Source organism: Comamonas sp. wu1-DMT (genome assembly GCF_040187805.1).
Taxonomy (GTDB): domain Bacteria; phylum Pseudomonadota; class Gammaproteobacteria; order Burkholderiales; family Burkholderiaceae_C; genus Comamonas; species Comamonas thiooxydans.
Map to the genome: position 1 here is coordinate 1 of NZ_JBANEM010000029.1, position 24585 is coordinate 24585.

General features: G+C 53.8%; 18 protein-coding genes. 11 read left to right on the forward strand and 7 right to left on the reverse strand.

The features are described from left to right. The coding region (locus V8Z78_RS24950) for a hypothetical protein (protein ID WP_349732347.1) at positions 1 to 210 on the reverse strand (210 nt) is incomplete at its 3' end. Positions 211 to 622: 412 nt separating this feature from the next. Here V8Z78_RS24950 and V8Z78_RS24955 point away from each other — a divergent pair. Further along, positions 623 to 2569: a methyl-accepting chemotaxis protein gene (locus V8Z78_RS24955; RefSeq protein WP_081033963.1), complete on the forward strand. Its 1947-nt coding sequence runs from the start codon at positions 623 to 625 to the stop codon at positions 2567 to 2569. Positions 2570 to 3924: 1355 nt separating this feature from the next. Here V8Z78_RS24955 and V8Z78_RS24960 read toward each other — a convergent pair. After that, on the reverse strand, positions 3925 to 5694 hold the full coding sequence (locus V8Z78_RS24960; protein ID WP_349732348.1) for a hypothetical protein: 1770 nt from the start codon (positions 5692 to 5694) through the stop codon (positions 3925 to 3927). A 238-nt stretch (positions 5695 to 5932) separates the two neighbouring features. Here V8Z78_RS24960 and V8Z78_RS24965 point away from each other — a divergent pair, with 238 nt between their 5' ends. The 5 genes from V8Z78_RS24965 (at position 5933) to V8Z78_RS24980 (ending at position 12499) form a co-directional block, all read left to right on the forward strand. Then, entirely contained in the window at positions 5933 to 8704 is a 2772-nt protein-coding gene (locus V8Z78_RS24965) for a UvrD-helicase domain-containing protein (protein ID WP_349732349.1), read from the forward strand. Positions 8705 to 9000: 296 nt separating this feature from the next. Then, complete coding sequence (locus tag V8Z78_RS24970; protein WP_349732350.1) at positions 9001 to 10215, forward strand: dsDNA nuclease domain-containing protein; 1215 nt, start codon at positions 9001 to 9003, stop codon at positions 10213 to 10215. Then, positions 10208 to 10654, forward strand: coding sequence for a three component ABC system middle component (locus tag V8Z78_RS27245; protein WP_502878873.1), 447 nt, complete (start codon positions 10208 to 10210; stop codon positions 10652 to 10654). The genes V8Z78_RS24970 and V8Z78_RS27245 overlap by 8 nt, the downstream gene beginning before the upstream one ends. Then, positions 10651 to 11142: a hypothetical protein gene (locus V8Z78_RS24975; protein WP_349732351.1), complete on the forward strand. Its 492-nt coding sequence runs from the start codon at positions 10651 to 10653 to the stop codon at positions 11140 to 11142. The genes V8Z78_RS27245 and V8Z78_RS24975 overlap by 4 nt, the downstream gene beginning before the upstream one ends. Before the next feature lie 64 nt (positions 11143 to 11206). Next, positions 11207 to 12499 (forward strand): DUF3732 domain-containing protein, encoded by a 1293-nt coding sequence (locus V8Z78_RS24980; RefSeq protein ID WP_349732352.1) that lies wholly within the window; start codon positions 11207 to 11209, stop codon positions 12497 to 12499. Positions 12500 to 12697: 198 nt separating this feature from the next. Here the strand turns inward: V8Z78_RS24980 and V8Z78_RS24985 are convergent, their stop codons facing one another. Both V8Z78_RS24985 and V8Z78_RS24990 read right to left on the reverse strand, forming a co-directional pair. Continuing rightward, complete coding sequence (locus tag V8Z78_RS24985; protein WP_349732353.1) at positions 12698 to 13777, reverse strand: dienelactone hydrolase family protein; 1080 nt, start codon at positions 13775 to 13777, stop codon at positions 12698 to 12700. A 73-nt stretch (positions 13778 to 13850) separates the two neighbouring features. After that, the gene (locus V8Z78_RS24990) at positions 13851 to 14855 is read right to left on the reverse strand and encodes a hypothetical protein (protein WP_349732354.1); all 1005 of its coding nucleotides are present in this window, start codon (positions 14853 to 14855) and stop codon (positions 13851 to 13853) included. A gap of 203 nt (positions 14856 to 15058) precedes the next feature. Here V8Z78_RS24990 and V8Z78_RS24995 point away from each other — a divergent pair, with 203 nt between their 5' ends. Continuing rightward, a complete protein-coding gene (locus tag V8Z78_RS24995) occupies positions 15059 to 15454 on the forward strand; it encodes a helix-turn-helix domain-containing protein (protein WP_349732355.1) in 396 nt (131 codons plus the stop codon). Positions 15455 to 15459: 5 nt separating this feature from the next. On the opposite strand, the gene V8Z78_RS25000 is transcribed toward V8Z78_RS24995, so the two are convergent. The 3 genes from V8Z78_RS25000 to V8Z78_RS25010 form a co-directional block, all read right to left on the reverse strand. Next, positions 15460 to 16149 carry a hypothetical protein gene (locus tag V8Z78_RS25000; RefSeq protein WP_349732356.1) on the reverse strand — a complete coding sequence of 230 codons (690 nt, stop codon included), beginning with the start codon at positions 16147 to 16149 and terminating at the stop codon, positions 15460 to 15462. A gap of 50 nt (positions 16150 to 16199) precedes the next feature. Further along, positions 16200 to 16571: a type I restriction endonuclease subunit M gene (locus tag V8Z78_RS25005; protein WP_349732357.1), complete on the reverse strand. Its 372-nt coding sequence runs from the start codon at positions 16569 to 16571 to the stop codon at positions 16200 to 16202. 204 nt (positions 16572 to 16775) lie between these two features. After that, on the reverse strand, positions 16776 to 17462 hold the full coding sequence (locus V8Z78_RS25010; protein WP_349732358.1) for a hypothetical protein: 687 nt from the start codon (positions 17460 to 17462) through the stop codon (positions 16776 to 16778). Between the two features lie 346 nt (positions 17463 to 17808). On the opposite strand from V8Z78_RS25010, the gene V8Z78_RS25015 reads away from it, so the two are divergent. The 4 genes from V8Z78_RS25015 to V8Z78_RS25030 all read left to right on the forward strand — a co-directional run bounded on the left by V8Z78_RS25015 (position 17809) and on the right by V8Z78_RS25030 (position 24061). Continuing rightward, a complete protein-coding gene (locus V8Z78_RS25015; protein ID WP_349732359.1) occupies positions 17809 to 18801 on the forward strand; it encodes a site-specific integrase in 993 nt (330 codons plus the stop codon). 316 nt (positions 18802 to 19117) lie between these two features. Further along, positions 19118 to 21208 carry a hypothetical protein gene (locus tag V8Z78_RS25020; protein WP_349732360.1) on the forward strand — a complete coding sequence of 697 codons (2091 nt, stop codon included), beginning with the start codon at positions 19118 to 19120 and terminating at the stop codon, positions 21206 to 21208. After that, positions 21183 to 23084, forward strand: coding sequence for a GTPase family protein (locus tag V8Z78_RS25025; protein ID WP_349732361.1), 1902 nt, complete (start codon positions 21183 to 21185; stop codon positions 23082 to 23084). The genes V8Z78_RS25020 and V8Z78_RS25025 overlap by 26 nt, the downstream gene beginning before the upstream one ends. After that, on the forward strand, positions 23084 to 24061 hold the full coding sequence (locus tag V8Z78_RS25030; protein WP_349732362.1) for a coiled-coil domain-containing protein: 978 nt from the start codon (positions 23084 to 23086) through the stop codon (positions 24059 to 24061). Before V8Z78_RS25025 ends, V8Z78_RS25030 begins: the two co-directional genes overlap by 1 nt. Positions 24062 to 24585: the final 524 nt, after the last annotated feature.

Sequence of the window (24585 nt, forward strand, 5' to 3'; positions counted from 1 at the left end):
CATCACGCCCGTGGTGTTGGGGTCGACTTCTATTGGGACGCCCCAGAGTTCATCAGGCTTACCGAAGGAGTTGACGATGTTGAACTGCCGCAGCTCTTCGGGCGGCATCTTGATCAGCTTGGGGTAGGCGTTGTTATGGGCCTTCCAGTGCCTCAGGAACGTGTAGCAAACGCGCTTGTGGACTGTGTGGATCGGTGATTCATCGGTCATCGCGCGATTGTCTCAGAGGAGGGTGCTGCTCCGGTGCGTATGACTGGGAACGGCCAGAAGTAGACCTCAGACGTGTTCCTGACGCTGACTGCGTCTGGCTAAACCGAGCCATTCGCTGTCCAGTACCTGAACGGCAGCAACCGCCAACACCGGTCGTTGAAGACCGCCTGTCCTGAACGGCCCCTTCACAATGCTCTTGTGGGCTGCAGCCAGTTCGACTTGCTGCCACTTAATCCTGCTGTCTGCCTCTTGTCGTCAGTGCATGTCTATGAGTGACGTGACTGATAACGCAGCTGCCAAGAGATCAATTAAAAGGCCTTAGGGAAATTTCCTCCCTCGCGAAGAAATTTTCATTACCTGAATCAAGGTACATTGACTTCCCACAAATTATTACGCTTTGTGGAAATTTTTCATGTTAAACAGCCTGCGCGCTCGCCTGATCGGTATCTGTGTAGCTATCACCACACTCTCACTGCTTGCCCTGGCGCTCTCCACCTTTTTCTCGGTGCGTAGCAGTACCGAGCGCTCGCTCAACGAGCGCATAAGCCAGCTCACGAAGCTGCATGCCAATGATCTGGCCGAGTGGGTGCGAGACAAGCAGCGCATCACCAGCTCGCTGCAGCAGGCAGTGGGTAAGCAGGAGCCCGTGCCCTTTCTATTGGCGGCCAAGCAGGCCGGCGATTTCGACGACACCTATTTCGTCTACGCCAGCGGTGCCCACGTGTTCTCCCACCCCATGCCAGAGAACTATGTCGGTACGGAGCGCCCCTGGTACAAGCAGGCCGTGCAGGCAGGCAAGCCCAGTGTGACACCTCCCTACATTGATGCCAGCACCGGCAAGCTGACGATCAGCTTCGTCGAGCCCGTAGGGCCGGCCGGCCAGTACACCGCCGTGGTTGGCACGGACATGCATCTGGATACCGTGACGCGCAAGGTGAACTCCATCCACGCCACGGGCCAGAGCTTTGCTTTCCTGCTGGACGGGCAGTCCAACATCCTGGCCTATGCCAAGGCGGAACTGGTAATGAAGCCCTCCACCGGCATCGCGCCGCAGCTTGATGGCGGGCTGCTGCAGAAACTGGCCCAGGACGGCGGCAGTGCCGAAGTGGACGTGAATGGCGCAAAGCAGCTGGTCTATGCGTCCCGAGTGGAGGGCACGCCCTGGTTGCTGGGCGTGGCCGTGGACAAGACCGAGGCTACGGCCGCCGCACGCAAGCTGCTGCAGATGGAGATGCTGATCGCGGCGCTTTGTGTGGTGGTGGCCGTGGCGCTGCTGTCGGCCAGCGTGAACCGTCTACTGCGCCGTCTCTTAGTCGTTCGCGATGCATTGGAGGATATTGCCTCGGGTGAAGGCGATCTAACGCGGCGCCTGGATACCGCGGGCAAGGACGAACTGACCCAGATCGCCACTGCCTTTAACCATTTCACAGACAAGATAGCCGCCGTGCTGCTGCGCATCCGCCAATCCTCGGAGTCAGTGCGAATTGCCACCAGCGAGATCGCCAGCGGCAACCAAGACCTGTCCTCGCGCACCGAGCAGCAGGCCAGCTCGCTTGAAGAGACCGCTGCCGCTATGGAGCAGCTCACTGCCACTGTTCAGCAGAACGCGGCCAGCGCGCGCCAAGCCAGCGAGCTGGCGAGCAATGCCTCCGAAGTGGCCACCCAAGGCGGCGCCGTGGTGGGCCAGGTGGTGCAGACCATGGGCGGCATCGAGGCCTCGGCGCGACGTATCGTGGACATCATCCAGGTCATCGACTCTATTGCCTTCCAGACCAACATCCTGGCGCTGAATGCGGCTGTGGAGGCCGCGCGCGCCGGCGAGCAAGGCCGCGGCTTTGCCGTGGTGGCATCCGAAGTACGTCAACTGGCGCAGCGTTCGGCAGAGGCCGCTAAGGAAATCAAGGCGTTGATCGACGATTCCGTGAGCCAAGTCAGCACGGGCAGCCGCCTAGTGAATGCGGCGGGCACCACCATGCGGGACGTGGTGGACAGTGTCAACCGCGTCACGGCCATCGTGGCCGAGATCAGCAATGCCAGCCAGGAGCAAAGCCGGGGCATTGCCGAGGTCGGCTGCGCCGTTACCCAGATGGACCAGAGCACGCAGCAGAACGCCGCGCTGGTGGAGCAGGCCACGGCAGCAGCGCAGTCGTTGCAGCAGCAGGCGAACCAGTTGGCCGAAGTGGTGGCCGGCTTCAAGCTACAGGCCCACGATGCGAGCGAAGGCAGTAGTCGGTTGGCCGGATCTGCGGTTGGCTCGCATCGCTTGATGTCCCCCGGAAACCTCCGACAGGCCCAAACTAAAAATACGGCCCCTTCCCAAGGCTTCGAGAAGGATAAGGAGGCCCTCTCTCAAATTTGAGTGCTGATATGACCGTCATCCGGCTCACTGGTACATTTCATGGACGCTAGGGAGCGTCCTGGAGAACGCTTGAGCGGCTTTAGCCGTGAATCGTCGGTACGGCACAATCAATAGCCTCGACCCCAAAGCTATCCCTGCCAAGATCAGCAACAAGGAAGCGATGCTCCCTAGGGGGCATCGTTTTTTATGGCCTAGCCTATGATAGGCGTGTCCTCGTCACGCTCATGATCTTGACTGCTGATGGGTGACCGATAAGTCACGATGCAGCCTTGAGCCGCAGCAATCGCCGCATACCAGGCATCGGTTGTCAAAGCTCAGTTGACTGCAACGGCTCGCAAGCTCCTGTTCGCACGATGTGACTGCAGACATCCAGCGACCTATCTGCCTGCACTTGATGGTCGCTGTCCCCTGCACACCTGAAACCCGTCATTGGGCAGTCACCCGCGTCAATGCTCGGATGGCTGGTATGAGACGGTGACCGTTAGGAAGCATTGCGGCGACGAGCAGCGGTAATCGCTGCATAGAAGTCTTGGCCGACTGAAGACCGAAGGACAGCAAAGGGTCGTTTACGGACTTAGGTTTTGTCGAGGCTCGCATAAGGCTTTGCGCCAATCTCATGGCGCGATTGGCTCGGCCTCTCGCCAAAGTCCAACTTTTCGAGCCTTGGCCTCTTGCTCTGCAAACTCGTATTGCCCGCGCTCCTGCGGCGACTGTTCGCGGGCATATGCGCGAGACCACCAGCAAACAAGCGCGTTTTTGTGCATGGCATCGTCTTTAAAATCAAATAATTAGGTGATTTTGATGCCATCAACTGCAGAAGGCAGGGCTGATGGTATCGACGAGGCGGATGGTATTGGCGATGCTCGGTGCCATGCAAAGTGCCATCGAAACCCGCCGACTTCGTAAGACCGGCTAGTTCCAGATAGAGCCAGATAGAAATGAAAAAAGCCCGCGATATCGCGGGCTTGCATGAGAAAAGGTCTAAAGCTTGCGTGTCAGTTCACGCCAGCGCTTTATTCCCACTCAATTGTCAATGAAAAAAATAGGCTGGACTTTTTTGCATTTAAATGCATAGCTTTGGCTCATCAAAAGTGGCGGTGAAAAGTGCACATACCGTCAAAAGTACCGTCATCAATTTCCGTTGAGTCAACCTGTTACCTATGCAAGGCGGCAATACGTTGAAAGCATGCTTCTGGTTGAAATACCGACAGGACGTGACCCTAGACGTAGCATCCTACGTCGGCCAAGGTTTTGTAGATAGCGGAAGGTCATTCGAGCGCTTTGCGTTGATAGGCGCAAGCACCTCTTCGGATATAGCTACTAACTCGGAAAATTTTTGTACCGTAGGACCTCAATTAGCCGTGTGCAGCACGGGGGCGCCATTTCAACTTCTCACTTAATTCGGGGAAGAGAAGACCAAGGAAGGGGTTGAAACGGGTGTTGGGGTAGTACTGGTCTTCGGGCTTACGGCAGCCGTTGGCCACAGCATCCCGCCATACCTTCACACGGCCGACTGCTTCAGAGTTGGCTAACAGAGGCTTGTAGGTTTGCAGCGCCAAGTGATAGTGAACATGAAACTTGCGGGAGCTGGAGTTTTCCATGTCCCCTAGGATGGCGTTGACAACCTGCCAGATGCTGTCCAAGCGATAACCCACCACCTCGTTGCGCTTCATGGTGAAGAGCCGCTGCAGCGGCCGCGTGAGGATGCCACGGTGTTTGAGCACATCAGCGCCAACGTAATCCCTTTTCTCCAGTTCACGTCCAACCCGTTGCAGTTCATTCTCAATGGTGGCCAAAGTCTGGTCCATCGGAATATTGGGGAGCAGGTAATACGGATGATTGGACTGTTGCACGAACAGTTCCTCGAACCTAACAGCCAACTCTCTATCTGTGGTCGTGAACAGGCCTCCTTCCACGTGGTCAAGCACTTGGCGCTGCAAGATGGCCGTGCCAGGGTGAAACAACCAGTGCTTACGGTCCGAATCTCTGCTGAGGATGCGGTATAGCAAGTCGTAGTTGATTGCACGGTCGTCCCCTGATAGGTCCACTTCGAGGAAAGCGATGTTTTCCGCCTCAATGCGAACCATCCGCTCAGCATCAATGTGATTGGAGACGGTTACCTCAATGGCCAGTGAGCCATTCCAGATATGGCCGGGGTCTCCCTTAGCCTCAGCCAGAACGTCAGGCCGGGTCCGGCCAACGCGAGTCTCAAGTCGAATGTCCTTGAGGTCCAGCGTGGTAGCATCCACTTCACAGTCCTTATGCGTAAGGCCGGATCGCGAATAGCCGTCTTTCCATGGCACCCAAATGCCTGGAACATCAAGGCAGTCCATTTGGTGGAGGATTTCTTTGGCTGTCCAGTGCAGTAGCGTTTCGCGCGCAGGTGTTCTGCCGATTTCTGGCACAGCCTCCTCCGGCACCAAATCCAAGGCACTAAGCGCAGCTTGCCGAGCCTCCGCCGCTACTTCATCGGAGAATCCCGAATCAATGTCGGGACCCGTCCATAGTCCATCCCCAATTAGCACTGAGAGCCGTTCCCGAAGCTTCTCAGGAGTAAGCGATGCGACAAGGGGATCGTCGCTCTGTATGTGGATGGTCGGAGTTAGTGCGCCGGAGTCAGAAACCTCCAGCTTGCCAGAGAGCCGAACAATGAGCTGGCTGCCATCGTCCAGGAGCAGGACCGCTTCCACATCGCTCGACATAACCACGTCATTCACCACGAGATGCCTGGCGGGGCGCAGACGAGATGCCTTGTACTCCCGACCTGAAAGCCCCTGCTGAGCCACGACAACCTGGCGGGACGGCAAAGAGAGTGCCTTGAGGGCCTCAAGTTCGGTCCGCAACAGTATCTTGGAGACAGTCTGGCTGCACATGCCGCTGTCAGGCAGTTCTTTATGCCTGAAATGCGGAGTGATGAGCGCCTCGGGGTTGCCTGCATTCACGGCTTCCAGTCGCTCTCCACAGCCATAGCAGACGCAGCCGCACTTCAAGCCTGTGCGAATGCGTGGCAACTCGCCAACGAACCGTAGTTGCCCCGTTTCCTCTTCCTTGGCCCAAGCCATCTGCTGACGCTGGTTCTTTTTTTGCCTTGCGCGCAGCGGCCTGAGATTCGTTGGATTGCTCAATTTGGATATTGCTGGTCAAGTCTCCCCCAAGTTCTAGGCCAACCAGCCGGAGCCAGCTTGTATCGGAACTGTACCGTTATCTCCATAGGCTACCCAGATGAGCGGTTCTCCGAAGTGTGATGGTCATGGATGTTTCAAGACTTGTGACGACCAACAGCAGCGCACAGAGGTAATACGTGCAATAGGTTGGAATTCGCCTCCTTCCAGTGGGTAGAAATATCGCCTATCGTTGAGAGACATGACAACATCTCATCGAAGCTGGAAACCGACGTTACTCGGAAAGTTCTTCACTGCATCACCGAGCTGGAGCCTCGAGCTTTCTGGCGAGCGCTTCACCCTAAAGCTCGCAGGCAGAGAGCGTACCGACAGCGTGTTAGTCATAGAAGGTCTGACTGTTCATCGTGGACTGCCCTGGGCAACTGTGGAAGTGCCTACTGGCAATGGCAAAGCCCTCCACCTCAAAGGCATCACCAACAAGCAGGCCAAGCAACTTGAAGATGCAGTTGCTGATGGAATAACGGATGTTCGTATCCGGGAAGCGTCCGAGCGCCGTATTTCTGAGTTCAATGCCCATGTTGTAGCACTCATGGGATGGTCACAAGCAACCGCAGAGGCATACAACATCCAGCTCCGCAGACGTGGATGGATTGGTCAAGAGTTGTTGTCGCGAGTTTCAGCCAACAAGCCCATGCACTTGGCTAATCTGCTGAAGTTCCCGGATGTTCAAGCGCATTTGGAAGCACTGAGCGAGCCTATCAAGAAGGCTATTGATTTCTGGAAGAAGCCGGTCGACGCTTTCGTTGCAAGTGAGAACCGGAAGATGGCTGAGCACGCTTGCCGAGAGGACGCGACATTTTTTGACAGCGTTGAAAGCTCCCCCTTGACCGATGAGCAGCGACAGGCAGTAGTCTGCTTTGATAACCGTGTGCTTCTTGTCGCATCTGCAGGCTCGGGCAAAACCTCGACCATGGTCGCCAAAGCTGGCTATGCACTCAAACACGGTTACTTCGACGCGGACAAGATGCTTCTGCTCGCTTTCAACACAGATGCAGCAGCGGAGCTGCGAGAGAGAATAAACAAGCGGCTCACCCCACTTGGACTACCTGCCGGAAAAGTTGCTGCAAAGACTTTTCATGCCTTTGGCCTAGAGGTCATCGGGATGGCTACTGGTAAACGCCCCTCCATTGCATCATGGCTGGACGGAGGACAAGACCAAGAGGCAATCCTAGCTATCGCAGATGACCTCAAAGACAAGGACCCGGCATTCCGCATAACCTGGGACATGTTCCGCTTGGTCTTCAGGCAGGACCTACCGAAATTTGGCAAGGAACGCGAGGAAGCAGACTCGTGGGACTACAAGAATCGTCGCCCTGGCTTCTGGACGCTTAACAACGAGTATGTGAAAAGCCGAGGTGAGTTGCTCATTGCAAACTGGCTCTTCTACAACGGCGTCAAATATGAGTACGAGCGCCCATACGAGATCGATACAGCAGATAGTCAACACGGTCAGTACCACCCAGACTTTTACCTGACCGACGCCAATGCGTATCTCGAGCATTGGGGCGTTGACCAGGATGGAGAGCCACCAAAGGAATTCGTGGGCTACAAAGCGTCTATGGGCTGGAAGCGTGAACTTCACGCCAAGCATGGGACGACGCTTCTCGAAACGACGATGGCCGATCTGTGGAACGGCAGTGCTTTCCGATACCTCAGTGAGCAACTGCCTAAGCTTGGTATACAGCTTGACCCGAATCCAGATCGCGAGGTCCCTGGCCGTCAACCGATTGAGGCGCCAAGGCTAGCCAATACGTTTCGTTCCTTTCTTACTCACGTTAAGAGCAATCGTCTTTCGATACAAGACCTGAAGAATCGGCTGGAAAGCGGTAGCGCTGGTGCATTCCGTTTTCGACATGAGATGTTTTTGCGTTTGTTTGAGCAGATTTTTATCGCCTGGGAAGCAAAGCTACGGGCGGAGAATTGCATCGACTTTGAAGACATGCTCAACATGGCTACCGACTGTGTGGAAAGCGGTCGTTTCAAAAGTCCGTACGAACTGGTAATGGTCGACGAGTTCCAAGATGCGAGCCAAGCTAGGTCACGCTTGGTATCGAGCCTTACGCGCGGCCCCGACAGATACCTTTTTGCGGTCGGTGACGACTGGCAGAGCATCAACCGCTTTGCCGGCGCCGACCTCGCAGTAATGACCGACTTTGAAGCTCAATTCGGAAAAGGAACATCGTTGCGGCTCGAGACCACTTTCAGGTGTCCACAGTCACTGTGTGACATCAGCGGAGGGTTCGTGCAAAAGAATCCGAGTCAGTTGAAGAAGAAGGTTCGCTCCGCCAAGCCTGAGGTTGTGGAACCCATCCGCATCATCAGTGCAGAACAAGAGAGCCATATCTGGGGTTTGGTGCAACTGCGAGTCAATGAAATCGCACAAGAATCTGCTGCAGTAGGGAAGCGTTCAAAAGTCTACGTGCTAGGTCGCTATCGGAAGGAGCTTTCCTACATGCCTATGGCTTACGACGCCCAGTCAATTGACTTGAAGTTCATCACAGCTCATTCATCGAAAGGGCTCGAAGCTGACCACATCATCATTCCAGGAATGCATACCGTCGGCCTTGGCTTTCCCAGCCGAGTTGAGGATGACCCTGTTCTGCAACTGGCAATGCCATCCGAGGATGCATACGCTCATGCCGAGGAGAGGCGATTGTTCTATGTTGCAATGACCCGCGCACGGTTCTCTGTGACGCTCATCACAGTCGCTCAAAAAGAGTCGCCATTCCTCCACGAGCTCGTAAAAGACCACAAGCTTGAAATTAAAACTGCCGATGGAGAAACGTCGGCGGCTGAGGTCTGTCCTGACTGTGGCAAAGGATTTGTGATTGCAAAGAAAGGAAGGTGGGGACTGTTTCACTCTTGCAGCAGGTATCCACGATGCGAGTTCAAGCGCAGCCTCCCTAAAGATCAGAGATGGCCTACTCATAGCAAGACGGAGACTCGCCTTTGAGTACTTGGGCTTTGGCTACTTTTGAGGAGGCTTCACTCCCTCTGAGTTGTCATTGAGGCAGGGGGCAGAAGGCAAATGATGCTCAAGCATGGGAGTGTCGCTAACCAAAAAAAATGGCGAATACTGGACTGCGAGTATGAGCTAACAAAAAGTAAAGCTCTACTGACAAAGTATCATCCCATGCGATAGCGCTGACTCAAGATCAGACAGTAAATCGGGGGCTACCTGTCGTCACTGTGAAGAAATAGTGGCGGTGGTGCAGGCGAGGTCAAACAAAGAAAACTGGACTCGGCAAAGTGTCAGACATAAGAAGTTTTAGCGACAAGACCAAGGCTGACGATAAGAGTATTGGGTTTGATTTTCAATACTACTATTTCCTGTATCGCATCCTTAATTTGAAGACGGGCCAGACTGTCGGACTTGAGGTCAAAGACGACGTACATAGCGAGTTGGATGCCGACTTCAATATACTTTTTCAAATAAAACACACGGTAAAGAAGAACGCAGAGGGCGGAGCCATTGCGCTCACTGAACTGGATACTGACCTTTGGAAGACCATGCGCAATTGGTCTGAGATAATTATCGATAAATCTGAAGGAAGAACAGGAGTTCCTCAGCAATTAGATTACGTCCGAAAAACAGAGTTCCACTTGGTTACTAATAAGTCGCTCTCTACGAAGAATGAGTTTATCGCGAAGATCGTGGAATTTCAGGATGGTATGTGCGACGTAAATACTCTCCAAGTGCATCTGAAGTACTTAGAAGAAAAAACAGAAGATGACACCATTAAGGGATATATCCGTACGGTAGCGAAGCTCGAAAAGACGGTGTTAGATGCATTTCTTCGCCATCTAAAGTTCGAATTGGAGGTCGACGACATCATTCAACGATGTAAACAAGCACTTCGAGAAAAAATTATCGCTGAGGATAAGATTGACTTCGTCTTTGAAAGACTCGATTCAAACATCAGGAGCGAAAATTTTTTCACTGTCAAGAACGGTGAGTCTATCGTGATAAGTTTTGAGCAATTTTCCGCGAAGTACCGACGACTCTTTGATGGTGGACGGAGCAAGCAGCTTCAGTATTACCAGTTTTCCCCTGAAGTTCCTGCGGACATCTTTGCGCAAAGGTTTATCAAACGTCTTGTCGAAATTGAAGATATATCGCCAGACGATGAGGAAGATGCTGTCGAGTACACGAGGCACAAGCTGCGGATGACAACGCTACTTAGTCGCTGGGTACAAGCAGGCGACCTCGTTCAAGATGAAGTCATGGCCCTTCACGAAGACGTCGTACTACGGTGGAGGAACAACTTCAGGGGTGCATTCAAAAAATGCACAAATTCAGCCGCAGTTATTGAGGTTGCCACTGCAATACTTAAAACTCTGAGGAATGAGAGGTTTCAACTGAGCGCGGACCAACTACCCACCGAACTTAGTAACGGGGAGTTGTACCACCTGTCCGATATTGGTCGAATCGGTTGGCACCAAGACTGGAAAGAAAATGACTAGCGTATGGTCCGGGTATAACAATGTTGGAATTTGTGCTACGGCACTCATTAGCGTTCTCCAATACGCTCGGCATATCAGCGTTCCGAAAGCGCTTCTGGTGATGCCTCTCGTTATGCACGAGGCAACAGTGCGCCACCTCTCAGATGCCCGTGTTTTACATCGTGGACCGGCAGCCCTCGCTGCACAACGTCCCGACCTCTTCACCAATTTTTCAGAGAGGTACGATTCGAGCCTTGTTGCCTCTGTAAACGCCATTCAGTTGCTTGTTGCTTACGGGTATGCAACCTTCAATGACGGCCTTTCCCTAAAAACTCCACTGCAGATTGATGACTCATTTGGGAAACGCGCAGTAAAGATTGATAGAGCTTCCCGTCACATTGCGTCTTTGATGTCGAGTCCCGTTGACGAACTATATTTGAATTTCAGGGTGAAGATTTGAACTTCGGTTTTGATGCCATTACAATTTGGTCCCGCAGCGGGCAACAGCGTCAGCTTAAATTTGAGCGAAACCGCGTTAACGTGCTTACTGGGTGGAGTCATACAGGCAAAAGTGCACTGCTTGACATCATCGATTACTGCTTTTTAGCCAGTAGTCACAAGCTGCCAGATAGCGTTATCAACGAAAACGTCGGATGGTACGGCATAACGTTTTATATCAACGACAAGACTTTTACTATTGCTCGCCGAAGTCCGATAGAAAACGACGTTTCTAAGGACTACTACTTTTCCAGCGTTGGCACAATTCCTGAAAAGCCGGAGCCCGATACAGCGGAAGACGACATCAGAATTATCTTGGAGTCTGAGTTCAGTATCGATGAGAACGTGAAGCTTTCCTATGGGGGGGGCGGCGATTCGAGCCAATTCCAAAGTTTCGTTTCGATATTTTTTTCTTTTCAATACTATTTCGGAAGACATCATTACCAATAGTCGTACGTTCTTCGACAAGCAGTCTGAGGATCGATATCGGGAGGCACTGCCACGCATTTTCGATATGGCATTGGGAATTGATGACATCGCGAATATGAACGCTAGAGAGCGGCGGGATGCTCTGATGAGGGAGCTCCAGCGACTAGAGCGAAAAACAGCGTTACTCACGAATGGCCGAAGCACGTTTGATGAGGAGATTCGGGAAATCGCTCTGAGAGCGGCAGAGTATGGTTTGCTTGATGTAAAGCCCGCTGAGGTAACCAGAGAGGTGGTGTTGCAAGCTATAGAAGGCGCTGTGTCACAAGATGTGGGTCGCGATAATGACCGATACGCGAAAGTAAATTCGGAACTTATCTCCGTGAATCGGCGCCTGAGAAAGTTGCATCAATTTACTGATGAATATCGCTCTTATAAAGGGAATCTGCAGGGAGCGGAGGATAGTTTGCGTCCGATTCAGTTGCTTATTGCAAGATCGTCAGAAGTAGTGAAATCCGAGATATTTGATGAACTCATTAGCTGCCTTAAGGCGGACCTTGTTACCATCAAAGCTTCATTGACAGGTAAGCAACCTGTAGATGGGCAAATTCGGGCCATGCTTAAGAAGCTCGAAGTGCAGCGTGAGAAACTTCAACAAGAGTTAGCGCTATTGCCACAGGAGTCCAAATCGTTTGCTACGGAGAGAGATAAGTGGCTATTCGTTGGAGAAACTAAGGGGCGCCTCAAGTTGTTCTCCGATAAGACGTATCCAGCATCGATTCCAGAAAAAGCACGCTCGGTGAGCGACGTTAAATCAGAAATTGATGCCATCTTGGTCCGCGATGTTGACGAAACACGCGATGCTATTATTTCTGTAATTAACGAAATTACGCTTGCGCTTCTAAAGGAGACTGGAGAGGCCCTTGCCAACTATGCAACGTATCAGACCGATTTCGCGTACAAGGAGAAGCGCCTTCGACTTCGCAAACCGCGTTCACGGTTAATTGAAAACGTTGGTAGCAGTTCGAATCACATGTTTCTGCACCTTCTGCAGTTCTTGGCGCTGCACGAGGTCGCGATAATTCATCAGTCTCCCTTTGTGCCCAACTTTCTTATCATAGATCAGCCGAGCCGGCCGTACTATCCTGACGATAAGCCAAAGAATGATGTTGTACTAGCGAATAGCGACAGCGAAAAGGTGCGTATCGCGTTCCAACTTCTAAACAATTTCGTGGCCAGAATGAATAAACAATACAGCTCAGATTTTCAAATGATCGTGCTTGAGCACGTTCCTAAAAATACGTTTGATGGCATGGACTTCGTACATGTGCTCCCGGAGTTTCGCAATGGTGAGGCGCTGATTCCAGCCTCTTGGCAGTAGCACCTTATGACATGCCGGAGCCTGATATTTTGATCGTCATTTTTGGCCGATAGCCTGGGCTCAATGTGCAACGCACGATAGCGGCCAGCTGGCTGATAAGCCGCTATCGTTGGAAAGTAAGGATTTTTGCTGTAGGCCGCTCTTATCAACCTAATTTCACAACCATTGCTAAAGTCAATTGATTTGGCATATTCACAGCTATCGGTTCGTGGCCATGAAAAACAGAACATCCTGCACTGCCTGCTCTCGAGCTTTGGGATTGCTCTCTACTGTGATCCATAACGTAGCGGCGCATTGCTTAATGGCTGCATCTCGTTCTTGCGGCGTTGTCAGGGTTTGATTGGTCGCACGGTTATATGCAGGTCCCCATGGTGCGGGATCATTTGCACGGGACGGCATCACGGTGTCGATATCGCATTTGGCAAACGTGCCTTCTTGGAACTTGCGGTAGGGCTGGTTGGGCCTGTCGAATACGTGATACGCGCCAGGGTAGACCTTGTATGTGATGGGATTACCTTCGGCTGCGAGCTGTTGAGCTTCTTCAACGCAGGCCAGTGCTGGCGTCATGTCGTCTTTTTCCCCAAGCAGATACAGCACTGGAGCAGTGATCTTGAGTGTGTGGTTCTTGTAGCGCTGGTTGCAGCCAGGATAGAGCGCGATGCTTCCTGCCCATTTGATGGACTCCGACTTGGTGATGGGTAGACGGTAGTTCGGCCACATGGCAGAAGTCACGGCGCTGCCACCGCGAGACCAACCCATGTGATAGATGCGCGATGCATCAATCTGAGGATGGGTGCTCAAAAGCTTGAGTGCGTAGACAGCATCGGAGATGTTGACCGTGGTGTTCCAGGTCAATTGCTCTCCAGTGCCAGAGATTTTCTTGCTGTCTCGTGGTGTGAAGCTGTCCACCATGAAGACAGCAAAGCCAGCATCATTCAGCGGCTTGGCCCAGACCTCATGCATGCCTGTGGTGATGCCATCACTGCCGTGGCTCATGACGACGACAGGAACCTTGCCAGCCACATTCTTCGGCATCAGAAGATCACCCGTAATCACTTGCGGAGGACCCAGGCGTCCGCGAATCAACGCCCAGCGATGCTCTGGGTTCGATGCCATGAATTCAATGCGCCCGGTTTGTCCGCCAGACAAGTCGGCCAGCGGCTCCGCAATTGCTGCTTCCGTGAAGATGCCGGTAATCGACAGCGCGGCGAGCAGGGTTCTGGTGATGTACTGCATATGGTTCATTTCAAGTTCTTTTGTATTGGTTTTGAGAATCACGCCCGCAGGTCGCTCCGCTAGTCAAAAGCGACGACTGTGCGGGCATGCTTGATGTGTGGACTAACGCGAGCGCTCAGGGCAACATGAGTGGGCGCAGGTCTTGGCTGAGACCCATGCGCGGCAGTCTGGCGGTATCCAGCTCTGACAGGCGATCCGCTTGGCAATGCAGATTGGCAATGCGCTTGCCGTTTTGCTCCACCAAGATGCCCTGCATGGTGGCGCTTGTGCCATAGACCGCATAGCGGTAGCTGCCCTTGTCAAATGACACAAATGGCAGGGACTGGCCATTGGCACCAGCGTGCGTGCCTTGCTTGAAGGCCGTGTCGGTGGCAGCCGCATTAGCCGGATAGACCATCTCTGGTGCGGCGTCCAGTGGTGCCAGCCGATATATCAGTTGGTTGCTGCCGGTCATGCACAGCGATGCACGCTTTTTGCCGGTAGAACATGCAAACACCGGGGCCTCTTCGGCTGAGCACAGCGTGGGCACTGTCGCGGTCTGGCTAGGCGCAGGCAGCGCGGCTTGGATTTGCTGGTGTGCTGCAGGCATTGGTGTTGTGGCAGGAGCTGGGTCTGAGGGGACACCTTCAGACTCGGCTTCCATTTCGGCCTGGCTCTCTGATGGCGCAACAGGGGGCTGTGTTTCGGCAGCTTTCTTTGCCGCCACTTGTGCACGCAGCATGCGGTCATAGCGATCCATAGCAATGTCGTGGAAGTAGCCCATGAATGGCATGAAGCCGTTGAGTGCGACCTGCAATGCGCGAGTGTCTTCGGTGCGCTGTACGGTGTATGTCACTTGGCCTCGGAGCTTGGTGCCATCCAGCACTGCACCTTGCTTTTCATAGATGGCGCGCATGTACTGCTCCATCTGCGGCTCGGCCTTCACCGCATCTTCCGGGAAGACCGTTGTCAGCTGCGCCGAACACACAGCTTTGCCGGTGTTAGCGTTGCTGGCATCGGTGGTGATGTTCTCCAGCGCAACAGTCGTGTCCTTAACCGTGAACTTCACACGCTGCTGACGTTCTTCACTCATGGCGTTGTGCTGCTTGTCGAACTGCTGCTGGTAAATCTGTTTGACCAAGCTGACCGTCTCCGCATCAGCGCAAGCCGGGGTCTTGTTGCCGCACCCGGCAAGCATGGTCACAGCCATGCAGACACCGCTTATTAGAGTGTTTTTCATCATTCCTCTCTCCTGTTGTATGTGTTTTATACGACTCTAATATTAGCGCAATGTGTCGTATAAGACGTTGGCCTTAAAAACACATTGGCAGACCCTCAGCGGCCATGAAAGCCAAGGAGTCTGCCCCGTCGCAACTGAACACCACGCCAGTGGTGAAGCTGCCAAATGCCGTCACAAAAGCATTGGGGGCCAAGCTGCGCAGCTACCGTCTTGCTGCGCAATTGACGCAAGAGCAGCTGGCGCACGAAGCGGAAATTGAACGGACTAGAGTTGGCAAAATGGAGTCGGGTCGACTGAACCCCTCTTTGCTCACCTTGGCAACGCTCTGCCATTGTTTGAACATTACTCTTTCAGAGCTCTTTGACGGCGTGACTGAGACGATGCCGCCTGCATCGCAAGGTGGTGTTCTGCGCCGCCGCAACCAAGCACATGCCGAGAAGAGTCCAGCGCCGTCCAAAGTCGTCGGCGCCGATCACCGCGCCAAACGCGCCAAGGCATAGGCTGATCACTGCAGCTTGCGCACGCGCACCGCTGCCAATAAACGCACCAGCTCTGCAGACCACGATTCGGACTCGTAGTGCCAGAACACTGTCCATGGCTTGGCGTCATCAACAGGTAGGTGCAGTTGCTTGGCGCGACGACTGCCAAGGCTAGTGGTCGGCAATCGCAGCCGTGCATTGAATGCTTTAAAGCTTGGTTCACCACCGCCTGGGTCCAGCAGCAAGATGCGCTGCGGCTGATGCTTTGATCCAGAAGCCATGCCTTCCACACCGACCGCCAATGCCCAGTGCTTGGTGCGCTGGTGCTTGACCGATGCAAACGCAACCGCCACCAGCTCACCACGCATCAGCCAGTCGAGCGCGTGTCTATCCACGTGCTCTTTGGCTCCGTACTTGGCCGTCAGCTTCAAGGGCAGCTCTAGGCTTTTGACCAACTCCACCCACTCTTTGGCATGGATGCCGCTGAAGTACTTGGGACCGAATGCATTCCAGACCGCTGCGGCCACGCCGTATTTGCGCTGGCTCATGTCGTACATGGCCGAAGCTTTGGCCAGATCGAAGATCACCAAGAGCATCGCCAACACATGCGTGCCACAAGCGCCATCGAGCATGGATTGCTGCATAAAGCAGCGCACCGGCTCTTGGCGCTGCTGCTGCACGGTCAACGCATGGCCTGTCTGCAATGCTGCATGCACGCGCTGAAATCCATAACTCTGTGGTGCTGAGATAGACGTTCCTGGATGCATCAGTACTCCGATGGAAGCAATAGCGTGGTCACCGAGCGGTCGGCTTCTGTGATGATCCACAAGGTAGGCAAGCTGCTTCTTTTGTCCAGCGGCGTCTGCAGCAGTGTTTCTGCATCCACCAGCCGGTAAACGCTCATCACGCGCATACCTTGCCGAATCGCCAATTCGTTGGTCTCTTTGTCTTCGTCACAGCAGTCACCCCATGAACCTTGCGAGTGACACGAAATCAATGCCAATGCACTGAAGCCGGTTTGCTCTAGCAGCTCCATTGCGCCAGGCGTTGCCACCAACTGGCCGAGTGAAAAGCGCGGCGCATTGCTCATCAAAGTCATGCGGCGTGCCGCAGCAGAGCGAGAAGAATTTGCTGACATGGAAGTACTCCTTGGTTAAACGTCAGACTCAAAAACTCCACGAGCGAATCGCCGACACCGCCGCCCCACACGGGCGAGCGCAGTCCTCCGCATGCGTGGAAACGGATAAAAAAAAGGACCGGCAAAGCGGTCCATCAAGAGATTCAGAAATCAGCGTGGCGGCGACTTCACATCACCGGCACAGGCCAAAGCACAGGCGCTGCGCTACACGGACAATCCGAGCGCGGCGAAAAGCTCAGCGTCTATCGCATAGCTGAGACTCAGCGTCTGAACAGTTGCAGGCCAGATGCCCAGCAACGACTTCAAATCAGTATTGGCATCAACCGGCTCATACCGATCCAACAAGCCAAGCAGGCTCAGTTGATCATTCAGTGCCACATCAACAGCGGCCAGATCAACGTGCCACCATGCTGCCAGCAGTGCACGTAGGGATGAGGCTGGTAGCTCAAAACACGGCCACGCTGCACCGCCATAGTCCAGATACGTACACAGCAGCCGCTGCCACTGCGCCGAAGACAAGCCCAGGTGCTTACGAAGCAGCTCCAGATTGCGAGCTGCTGGTGCCACATCCACCGGCAGTGGTGGGCTTGGTGCTGCCATCAAACGCTCCACAACCAAAGCAGGCTCCATTGGCTGATCCGGCATCGCTGAGCCAAGGAAGGCAGGCACTTCAAAGAAGCATGGACTTTGCGAATGACCCAGCACCGGCCAGTACAGCAACTCCAGATCGCGTGACACATCTGCCAGTTGCTGCGTGTCCAACACATCCACCAGCACTGGCAACAAGTGCTGCAGCATCTGCAAACGGCGATGGCGGCGAAACGCCAGGTTGCTCTGCGAACTCAATTCAATGAGTAAACAAGGATTGGGATTAACTCTCTGCTCACTCATACTAAACCATTAATTTATATTAATGCTGCATTGCAGTATAAATAATAAATATTTGACTGTGCAAAATGGTATTATATCAACAATATAAGAAAAAGCCGTATTTTTAGATGTTTTATGGCTATTTAAGTCATATATTAAGAACAACAGTATCAATTCGGAAAATAAACGCTGAATTGCAAGTCGTTTATCACAACGACTCAACTCCCCAATCATCCCTCAATGCTAGCGATAGACACGCCCGAATCAGTGGCGCGCTCTGTCTGTGCGTGTTTTGAAGCTGGCGGAATCCCATTCAAATCCTGACTATCGATAATCAATCGTTATCAATAACTAAACTGGAGCTTTCATGAGCAACAAACACTCGAATATTTTAGTGGCAGATAAATATCGTACTCATCAAACAGCGAAAAACTTCAGAAGTAAGAATAAGCCAAGCCAAGTAATAAAAGGGGACCCAGTCCAAGAATATATAGACGCAAGTCAAGCAAGCGCCACAAAGCGAGCTTACGCCTCAGACTTGCGGCATTTCTTGACGCATGGTGGCAAAGTGCCCTGCACGCCGAAACAACTGGCAAAGTATTTGGCCGAATCTGCAAACGATGGTCTGGCTGTCGCCACGATGGATCGCCGCATCACCGCGATCCACAAAGCTCACATCAATCAAAAGCGGGCATCGCCAGCGCACAGCGAGATTGTCAGACAAGTTATGCAAGGCATACGCCGCACACTCGGTACCAAGCAGCGGCAAGTGAAGCCATTGATGAAAGATGATCTACTAGCCGCGTTGGAAGCCATCGAAAAAGTTCATATGCCTGTTAGAGCAGCACGCGATCGCGCCATTCTGTTGGTTGGCTTTGCATCAGCAATGCGGCGATCCGAACTCGTTGGCGTGCGCATGGAACATCTGACCTTCTCACCAACGGGGCTAGATATTGAATTGCCCACCAGCAAGACTGACCAGGAAAAACATGGCCGAACCGTTTTCATTCCCCGAGGCAGGGGCGGTCACTGTCCCGTCCAAGCACTGATGCACTGGCTCAAGAGCGCGGGCATTAGAACGGGGCATGTTTTTAGGTCAGTCAACCGCTATGACGGTATTGCCAAACAAGGTCTGACGCCGCAGTCAGTAGCACTCATTGTGAAAGCCGCCATGGTGCAAACTGGAGCCGATGCATATAACTTCAGTGGCCACAGCCTGCGCGCTGGTTATTGCACCAGTGCAGCGGAGCAAGGTCAACCGACCTGGCAGATACGCGAACAGACCGGACATAGATCAGACACAACACTAGCAAAGTACATCCGCAGTACTTCTCGAAAGACCACGCCGAGCTTGCTTTGACTGTTAACTCTTGTCATCTTGGATAGCCATCAAGAGGCGATCAAGAATTTCGCAAGCAACGAACTCATGCAACAGGCTGATGGCTGGTGTTCTGGCGCCATGGACCAATGTCGGTAGTGCAGCGATTTCGGCCCTTCAAGTTCTCTGCAGTAAAGGCTGCTCTTTGCTACACAGCAGCCATTCACAAAAAACAAAGATGCAATAGTGTGAAGCAGGGTGCTATCTAGGAAGTGATGGTCGATTCACTCCACCAAACCCAGTGCGATTCACACTACCATATGTTTTTCAAAAAGTAACTAAAGCAAGAAAGACACCGATGCACGCCGATGTGATTGACCCAGTAATCAAAGTGTTACGCCAGACGCTGACGCTCGCAGCGCAGTTTGATCGCACGCAGCAGCAACGCAGCACGCTAGGCTCGGTACTACGCAAGCTAATGGTCATCCGCGAGCTGCACTCGACCAGCTTCGTGAGCGTCACCGGCACCCAAGGCGCGGGCAAGACACGCCTGCTCAAGGAAATCTACGGTCTGGATGGTTGGCTAGATGACAACGCAGGGCGCGGCGAAAAGCGGCCCTTGTTTGTGCTGGAGTGCGATTGCAGCGAACCCAAGGCGACAGGGGTTACCGCTGAGGGCATTGAGGTGCCCATCGACCGAGAGACGCTGACCCGTGAGCTACGCAGTTTTTCTGATGCTGAGCAGTACCTTCTGCTGCGTCTGTACGTGCCACGCCAGCACTTTTCCCCTGGCTTCGGCTTTCTGTTGCTACCTGGCTATGAGCGCCTGAACCGAGACAACCAACTATGGCAGCGCGAAATGCGCGACACCCTGTGCCACTCGATGGGCAGCATCTTGGTCACCGATCAGACCCGTATGGCGGACTATGCCACGACAACGATTCTGGATGACTTGATGAAACAGTGCTTCGAAAGTCGAGCGCCAATCATTGCCATCAGCCGCACAGAAGGACTAACCGAGGCTGAGCGAGAGGCTTTGCGCTCATCGGCATCTGAAGTGTGTCAAGTCGATGGTAGCGATATGAGCCGGGTGATCTGCACTGGTGTTGGCGACGAGTGGCGCCAGCAGTGGTTGCCTGCGCTACTGGCTGCTGTACACAAGTACACCCGCCCCTCACGAGAAGTTAACCGCCAGCGCCTAGAAGATCTGAGTAACGTAGTGGATGTGGAGCTGGAAGAAGCATTCGCCTTGCTGGAGCAACTGATTAGTGAGGTCGATAGCCGTGGACGCGCACAAAGTCTGCTGCTCAACGAGATGATGGCTCGTTTTCGCAAATCCAGCGACGACTATCGTCGTCGCTTCGAGCGAAAGCTGCGTGAGCACAGTAGCAGCTACGCGGGAGTTGCAGCCCGTACGGCTAAGGAAGATTACAGAGACCAAGAGCAAGGGGCTAAAAATAGGGTAACTAACTTCATCTCTGGCGATGACGGGCGCTTTGTCAAGCGCATTGAGCAAAACTGGCAACAACAAGGGCAACGAAACCCGCTGGATGTGACCTACTTGGCACTCAGTGAAATGGCCAAACGCAGTCTGCAGCTGGGCTATGAAGGGGGAGAAGTACCGTCACCCGATCAGGTACGGCAAATCAGTGGGCAAGGCATGCCTGCGCTGTTGGGCTATGAAGATAGCAACGGGACGGTACAGCTGTTTGATAAGCAGAAGGTGGATCCGGCACAGCTTGAGCGTAGCCTGCGTCTGCTGCTACAGCGCAGCCCCTCGAGTGAGGCGTCTTTGGAGCGCCAGATGGTCGAGAGCCGACAGTTCTCCTACGCTCTAGAGCTGCTTCCCACCCTCAGCATGGAATACCTGCGTATTGCTCACGCTGCAGTGCTCGCTGTCGGACCAAGCTTGCTGCCCAGCAGCAACGTCCAAAAAGTCGAGCCAGAAACCGTGGTCGAGCAGATCAGAGAAGCGCTGCCCAAGGTCGCTGACGCGACTCGGGATGTGATGAAGACCATTTTGTCAATCGGCGCTGTGGATCTTGCCATCGATGGTACGTTGCATTTGCCAACTATCTTGGCTGGAGGAGGAGCCGTTGGCTTGGGCGCTACCCTTTCTGGAGTGGCAGCTGGTGTCATCACACTGGCTTTTATCGGTCATAAAGTTATCCAAAACATGCATCAGTACGACAGCGAGCAAAAGAACTACATCAGCTTCTGCATGGACCATCTAGCCAGCCACCAAGTAGAAAAAACCTTGTTCCTGTATGACGATGTCATTGAACAAATGGAACAGCGCTTGGTGCATAACCTTGAGCTGGCCTATGGCGTGGATCACGATATGTTCAGCGAGCGAGATGCGCTGGCCCGTGCGTTCTATGCGTTGCAGATCGCCCGCCGCGATCTGACCTCGGAGATTGATCGTGTACAGCAACGCTACCTGGCTTGAGCGTTACCGCAACCGCTATCAGTGGGCAGTACGGGCCTATGACCAGTTTGTGCGCGAGCTGGCCCCCGAGCTGCTAGGCAGCCTACAGCGCAGCGACACAATCACGGTGGTGGTGTACGGCGCAACCCAGGTCGGCAAGACCACTTTGATCCTAGATCTGCTCGGACTCAATACGTTGACGAGTGATGAAGTGGCAACGGTGTTGCGCGGTGGCCAGCAACTGGGAAAATCGGCCACTGCCATGCCAATTCGCTATGGCCGCGCGCTGGATGATCACTGGTACATCGCTACCGATGGGCCTATGACGGCCGAGCAGGCCTGTGAGAGGCTAGGCCGCGTTCGCCGCGAGGTCGAGTCGGGCGGCATCCGCGATGCCGAGGTGCTAGATATCCGCATCCCCGCTCGGCTTTTCCCGGCTGACGATGACAAAGCCCTAAGCCTTGAGCTGAACATCATCGACATTCCCGGCATCAACTCACGCAACGAAGACGAGCGCAGACTGGTAGCCAATCTCGCACGGCGTTATGTCTCCGTAGCTGACTTAGTGCTGCTGGTCGGGCGCGCAGACAGCATGGGCTTTTTGAACGAGACAGATCTGCAAATTGAAGCGCTAGCGGACTGGGCGGCACAGCCCTCGCGCTTTCGCATCGTTCTGACCTTTAGTTTTTCGCCAGATAGTCTCTACCAGCAATTCATGGCGGGTGAGCTGACCTGTGAGCATGTGCGCGACGTGGTGATTGCTGAAATGCAGACACACGACTACCACTTTCCGCCCGAATTTCGTTCCAACCTCTTCATGCTGGAGCTGGGTGACTCAGTGCGGGCCTTGCAACGCAACAATCCCCAATATTGCGAGCGCATCGTGCAGATTACCCAGCGCTTCAGAGAAGAGCTACTAGGCAACATCTCCCAATCGGCAGGCCCTTATGCTCGGCTGTACAGCGCCTTTCAGCTAGACCGCGTGATCAATGCGCGTATCGAGCGTTTGCAGCAGCTCCTGCAAGAGCAAGAAGCAGAGCTATTGGCCTGCAAAAGCCGTGCAGTGGCACAGCTTGCTGAGTATCGGCCAGAGTTTGTTAGAGGCCAAGCATCCGACATCCAGAAGGCTGCCGATGAGGTGCGCCTGCAGCTGCAAGCAATGACGCAAAAGCTCGAACAGCTGCATGCCTGCCGCAGAAGCTTAGAGGCCTTCAACTGTGCGCAAAAATTCAAGTACCCTGTGGGCATGGGCGAGCAGCGGGTCAGTTGGCTAAAAAAGAAGCTAGATGAGGCAGAGCAATACCAACGCCAGATATGCCAAAACGCTCCTCAATGGCTGGAGCAAAACGGCCTGATTCCCGACTGGTTCCGTGAAGATGTGCCAGTGCTGGAGTACAAGCGCGCTGCATTGATGGCCATCGAGACATGTCTGGATGACTATAGCCTCGATAAATACTGGTTCTCCAGCAACTTCAATGCTGATCGTGAAACCCTACAAAAAGCGTTAGATCAAAGCGCCAGCGAGCACGGCACACGCCTCAAAGCACTGCTAAATACAGCTCTGCAAACCAATGAAAAGAGCTTGAAGGCCAACGCCGATGATTTGGCCTCCCAGCGGTGCCTGATGCAAGTCAGTCTTGCTAATTTGCACATCGTCGCGCAGCAAGAGCGCCAATTAAAAGATCAGCATGCGACCGAACTCAAGCGCATGGAAGATTCGGGCAAGCTTGTTGGTCATTTTGAGTCGCGCCTGAACGAAGCATTCGTACAGGAGCTGCGTGCAACCCGCCAAGCGGCATACAACCATCCAAATGCGACGCAACGCTTTTACAGATTACTACATGCCCGAATGTTGTTGTCCGAGATTGATCGGATGTACCAAGGAAGAAAGTTTTGATGCAAGGATTGGATATTGAGCTGGAGCGCCAGCAGGCTGATGAAGAACTCACACAGTTGCTGGGGGAACTGGTGGTCAAACCGTTGCATAGTCAGTTAGGCGAGCGCCTCCAAAGCGAGCTTTTCACCTTTGGTGAGAAGCTGGATAGCAAGCTTCGGCAGCAGCTGGCACCACTTGGTAAATCTCGTGACCTGAAGCGCAGCTTTGAAGAACTTGAGCAGAGCCTAGAGGATGGCCTGCGCTTGCTCCAGCAGCAGCAGCGCGACCTTGGTTCGCAGCTGGCTGATGCCAAGCAGGCCAATAGCCAGTGTTCTGAAGCACTGCAAACAAGAGTGCAGGCTTTGGCTGGACAAGTGACTGCAGCCGAGCAAAGCCGGAATGACAACCACCGACAGTTGCACGGCCAGCTCAGTGCGCAGTTACAGCAGCAGGCACTTGCACTGCATGAGCAGCTGACCAAGCTTAACCAAGCTGACAGGGAGCATGTCGCGGCCCTACAAGTAAGTCTGCAGTCTCTGGCTGGACAAGTGACAGCGGACCAGCAAAGCCTAAATGACAACCACCGACAGTTGCACGGCCAGCTCAGTGCGCAATTACAGCAGCAGGCACAGGCACTACGCGAACAATTGTTGGACAAGCAAGAGCAGGGTACCCAAAGTTTGCTGGACCGCCTGCAACAGCAATCGACAACACAGCAAGATCAATTGCAGCGTGTGCATGCAGAGCTGTCGGCCATGCAGCACCTGCCACACGAAGTGGTCAAACTGCAGAAGCAGGCTGCTAGCGAGCAGCAACAGGTCTCGGGGTTGTTACAGCAGCAACAAGCATTGTTGGCGCAGCAGCAAAAAGAAGTGCAGCGATTGCGTCGCGCACTGTCAACCTTTGCTTGGACTGGGCTGGTGCTCGGGGGGCTTAGCTGCGCCGGTATAGCGCTACTGGTACTGCATACCCCAGCCATTCGAACACTGCTGGACTAGCCATCTAAAGGTATCGGATATCGATACCAAGAGGTGGCTCCTGTTTTTTGAACTGGTGGTTAAGTGAGATATTTCGCCGTGAAAATGGGCCTAGAGGTAGTGGACCGGCCAATTTTCCTAGACAACCCAAGGAAGCTTTAGGTCATGTTCAGACTTCTACGGCAGGCGCAACGCAATGACTGCTCTGCACATCATCAGGCATTGGCATTTCTGAGTTGAACGACAGCAAGCAGTCGGGACCTGCCGTTAGCGGCCACGCGCCGAACGACGGCCTCTGGCCGATCTGCGACTGTCGCTGACCGACCCGTTGCTGTCATCCATGCATCAGCATCAGATGTCTGCTGTGCAGCGATTGCTGCCTGTGGCAGCCGGCGGGCGTGGTCACGCTGCTTGCCACTAAGCAGTCATCGACCTCGGCGGGACTTGAGCGGCACCCATGTCATGATCCGCAATTCGACATCCTCCGAAACTCCTGTCTCGATACCTCGGAGCAGGTCAGTTGCAGGGATGTCAATTCGATTTCT

Excerpts from the sequence above, each read along its gene's own strand:
- V8Z78_RS27245 (WP_502878873.1), top strand. The coding sequence starts at position 10,208 with ATGACTAGCGTATGGTCCGGGTATAACAATGTTGGAATTTGTGCTACG.
- V8Z78_RS24965 (WP_349732349.1), top strand. The coding sequence starts at position 5,933 with ATGACAACATCTCATCGAAGCTGGAAACCGACGTTACTCGGAAAGTTC.
- V8Z78_RS25010 (WP_349732358.1), bottom strand. The coding sequence starts at position 17,462 with ATGAGTGAGCAGAGAGTTAATCCCAATCCTTGTTTACTCATTGAATTG.
- V8Z78_RS24995 (WP_349732355.1), top strand. The coding sequence starts at position 15,059 with ATGAAAGCCAAGGAGTCTGCCCCGTCGCAACTGAACACCACGCCAGTG.
- V8Z78_RS24980 (WP_349732352.1), top strand. The coding sequence starts at position 11,207 with ATGGCATTGGGAATTGATGACATCGCGAATATGAACGCTAGAGAGCGG.
- V8Z78_RS25030 (WP_349732362.1), top strand. The coding sequence starts at position 23,084 with ATGCAAGGATTGGATATTGAGCTGGAGCGCCAGCAGGCTGATGAAGAA.
- V8Z78_RS25015 (WP_349732359.1), top strand. The coding sequence starts at position 17,809 with ATGAGCAACAAACACTCGAATATTTTAGTGGCAGATAAATATCGTACT.
- V8Z78_RS25005 (WP_349732357.1), bottom strand. The coding sequence starts at position 16,571 with ATGTCAGCAAATTCTTCTCGCTCTGCTGCGGCACGCCGCATGACTTTG.
- V8Z78_RS25020 (WP_349732360.1), top strand. The coding sequence starts at position 19,118 with ATGCACGCCGATGTGATTGACCCAGTAATCAAAGTGTTACGCCAGACG.
- V8Z78_RS24955 (WP_081033963.1), top strand. The coding sequence starts at position 623 with ATGTTAAACAGCCTGCGCGCTCGCCTGATCGGTATCTGTGTAGCTATC.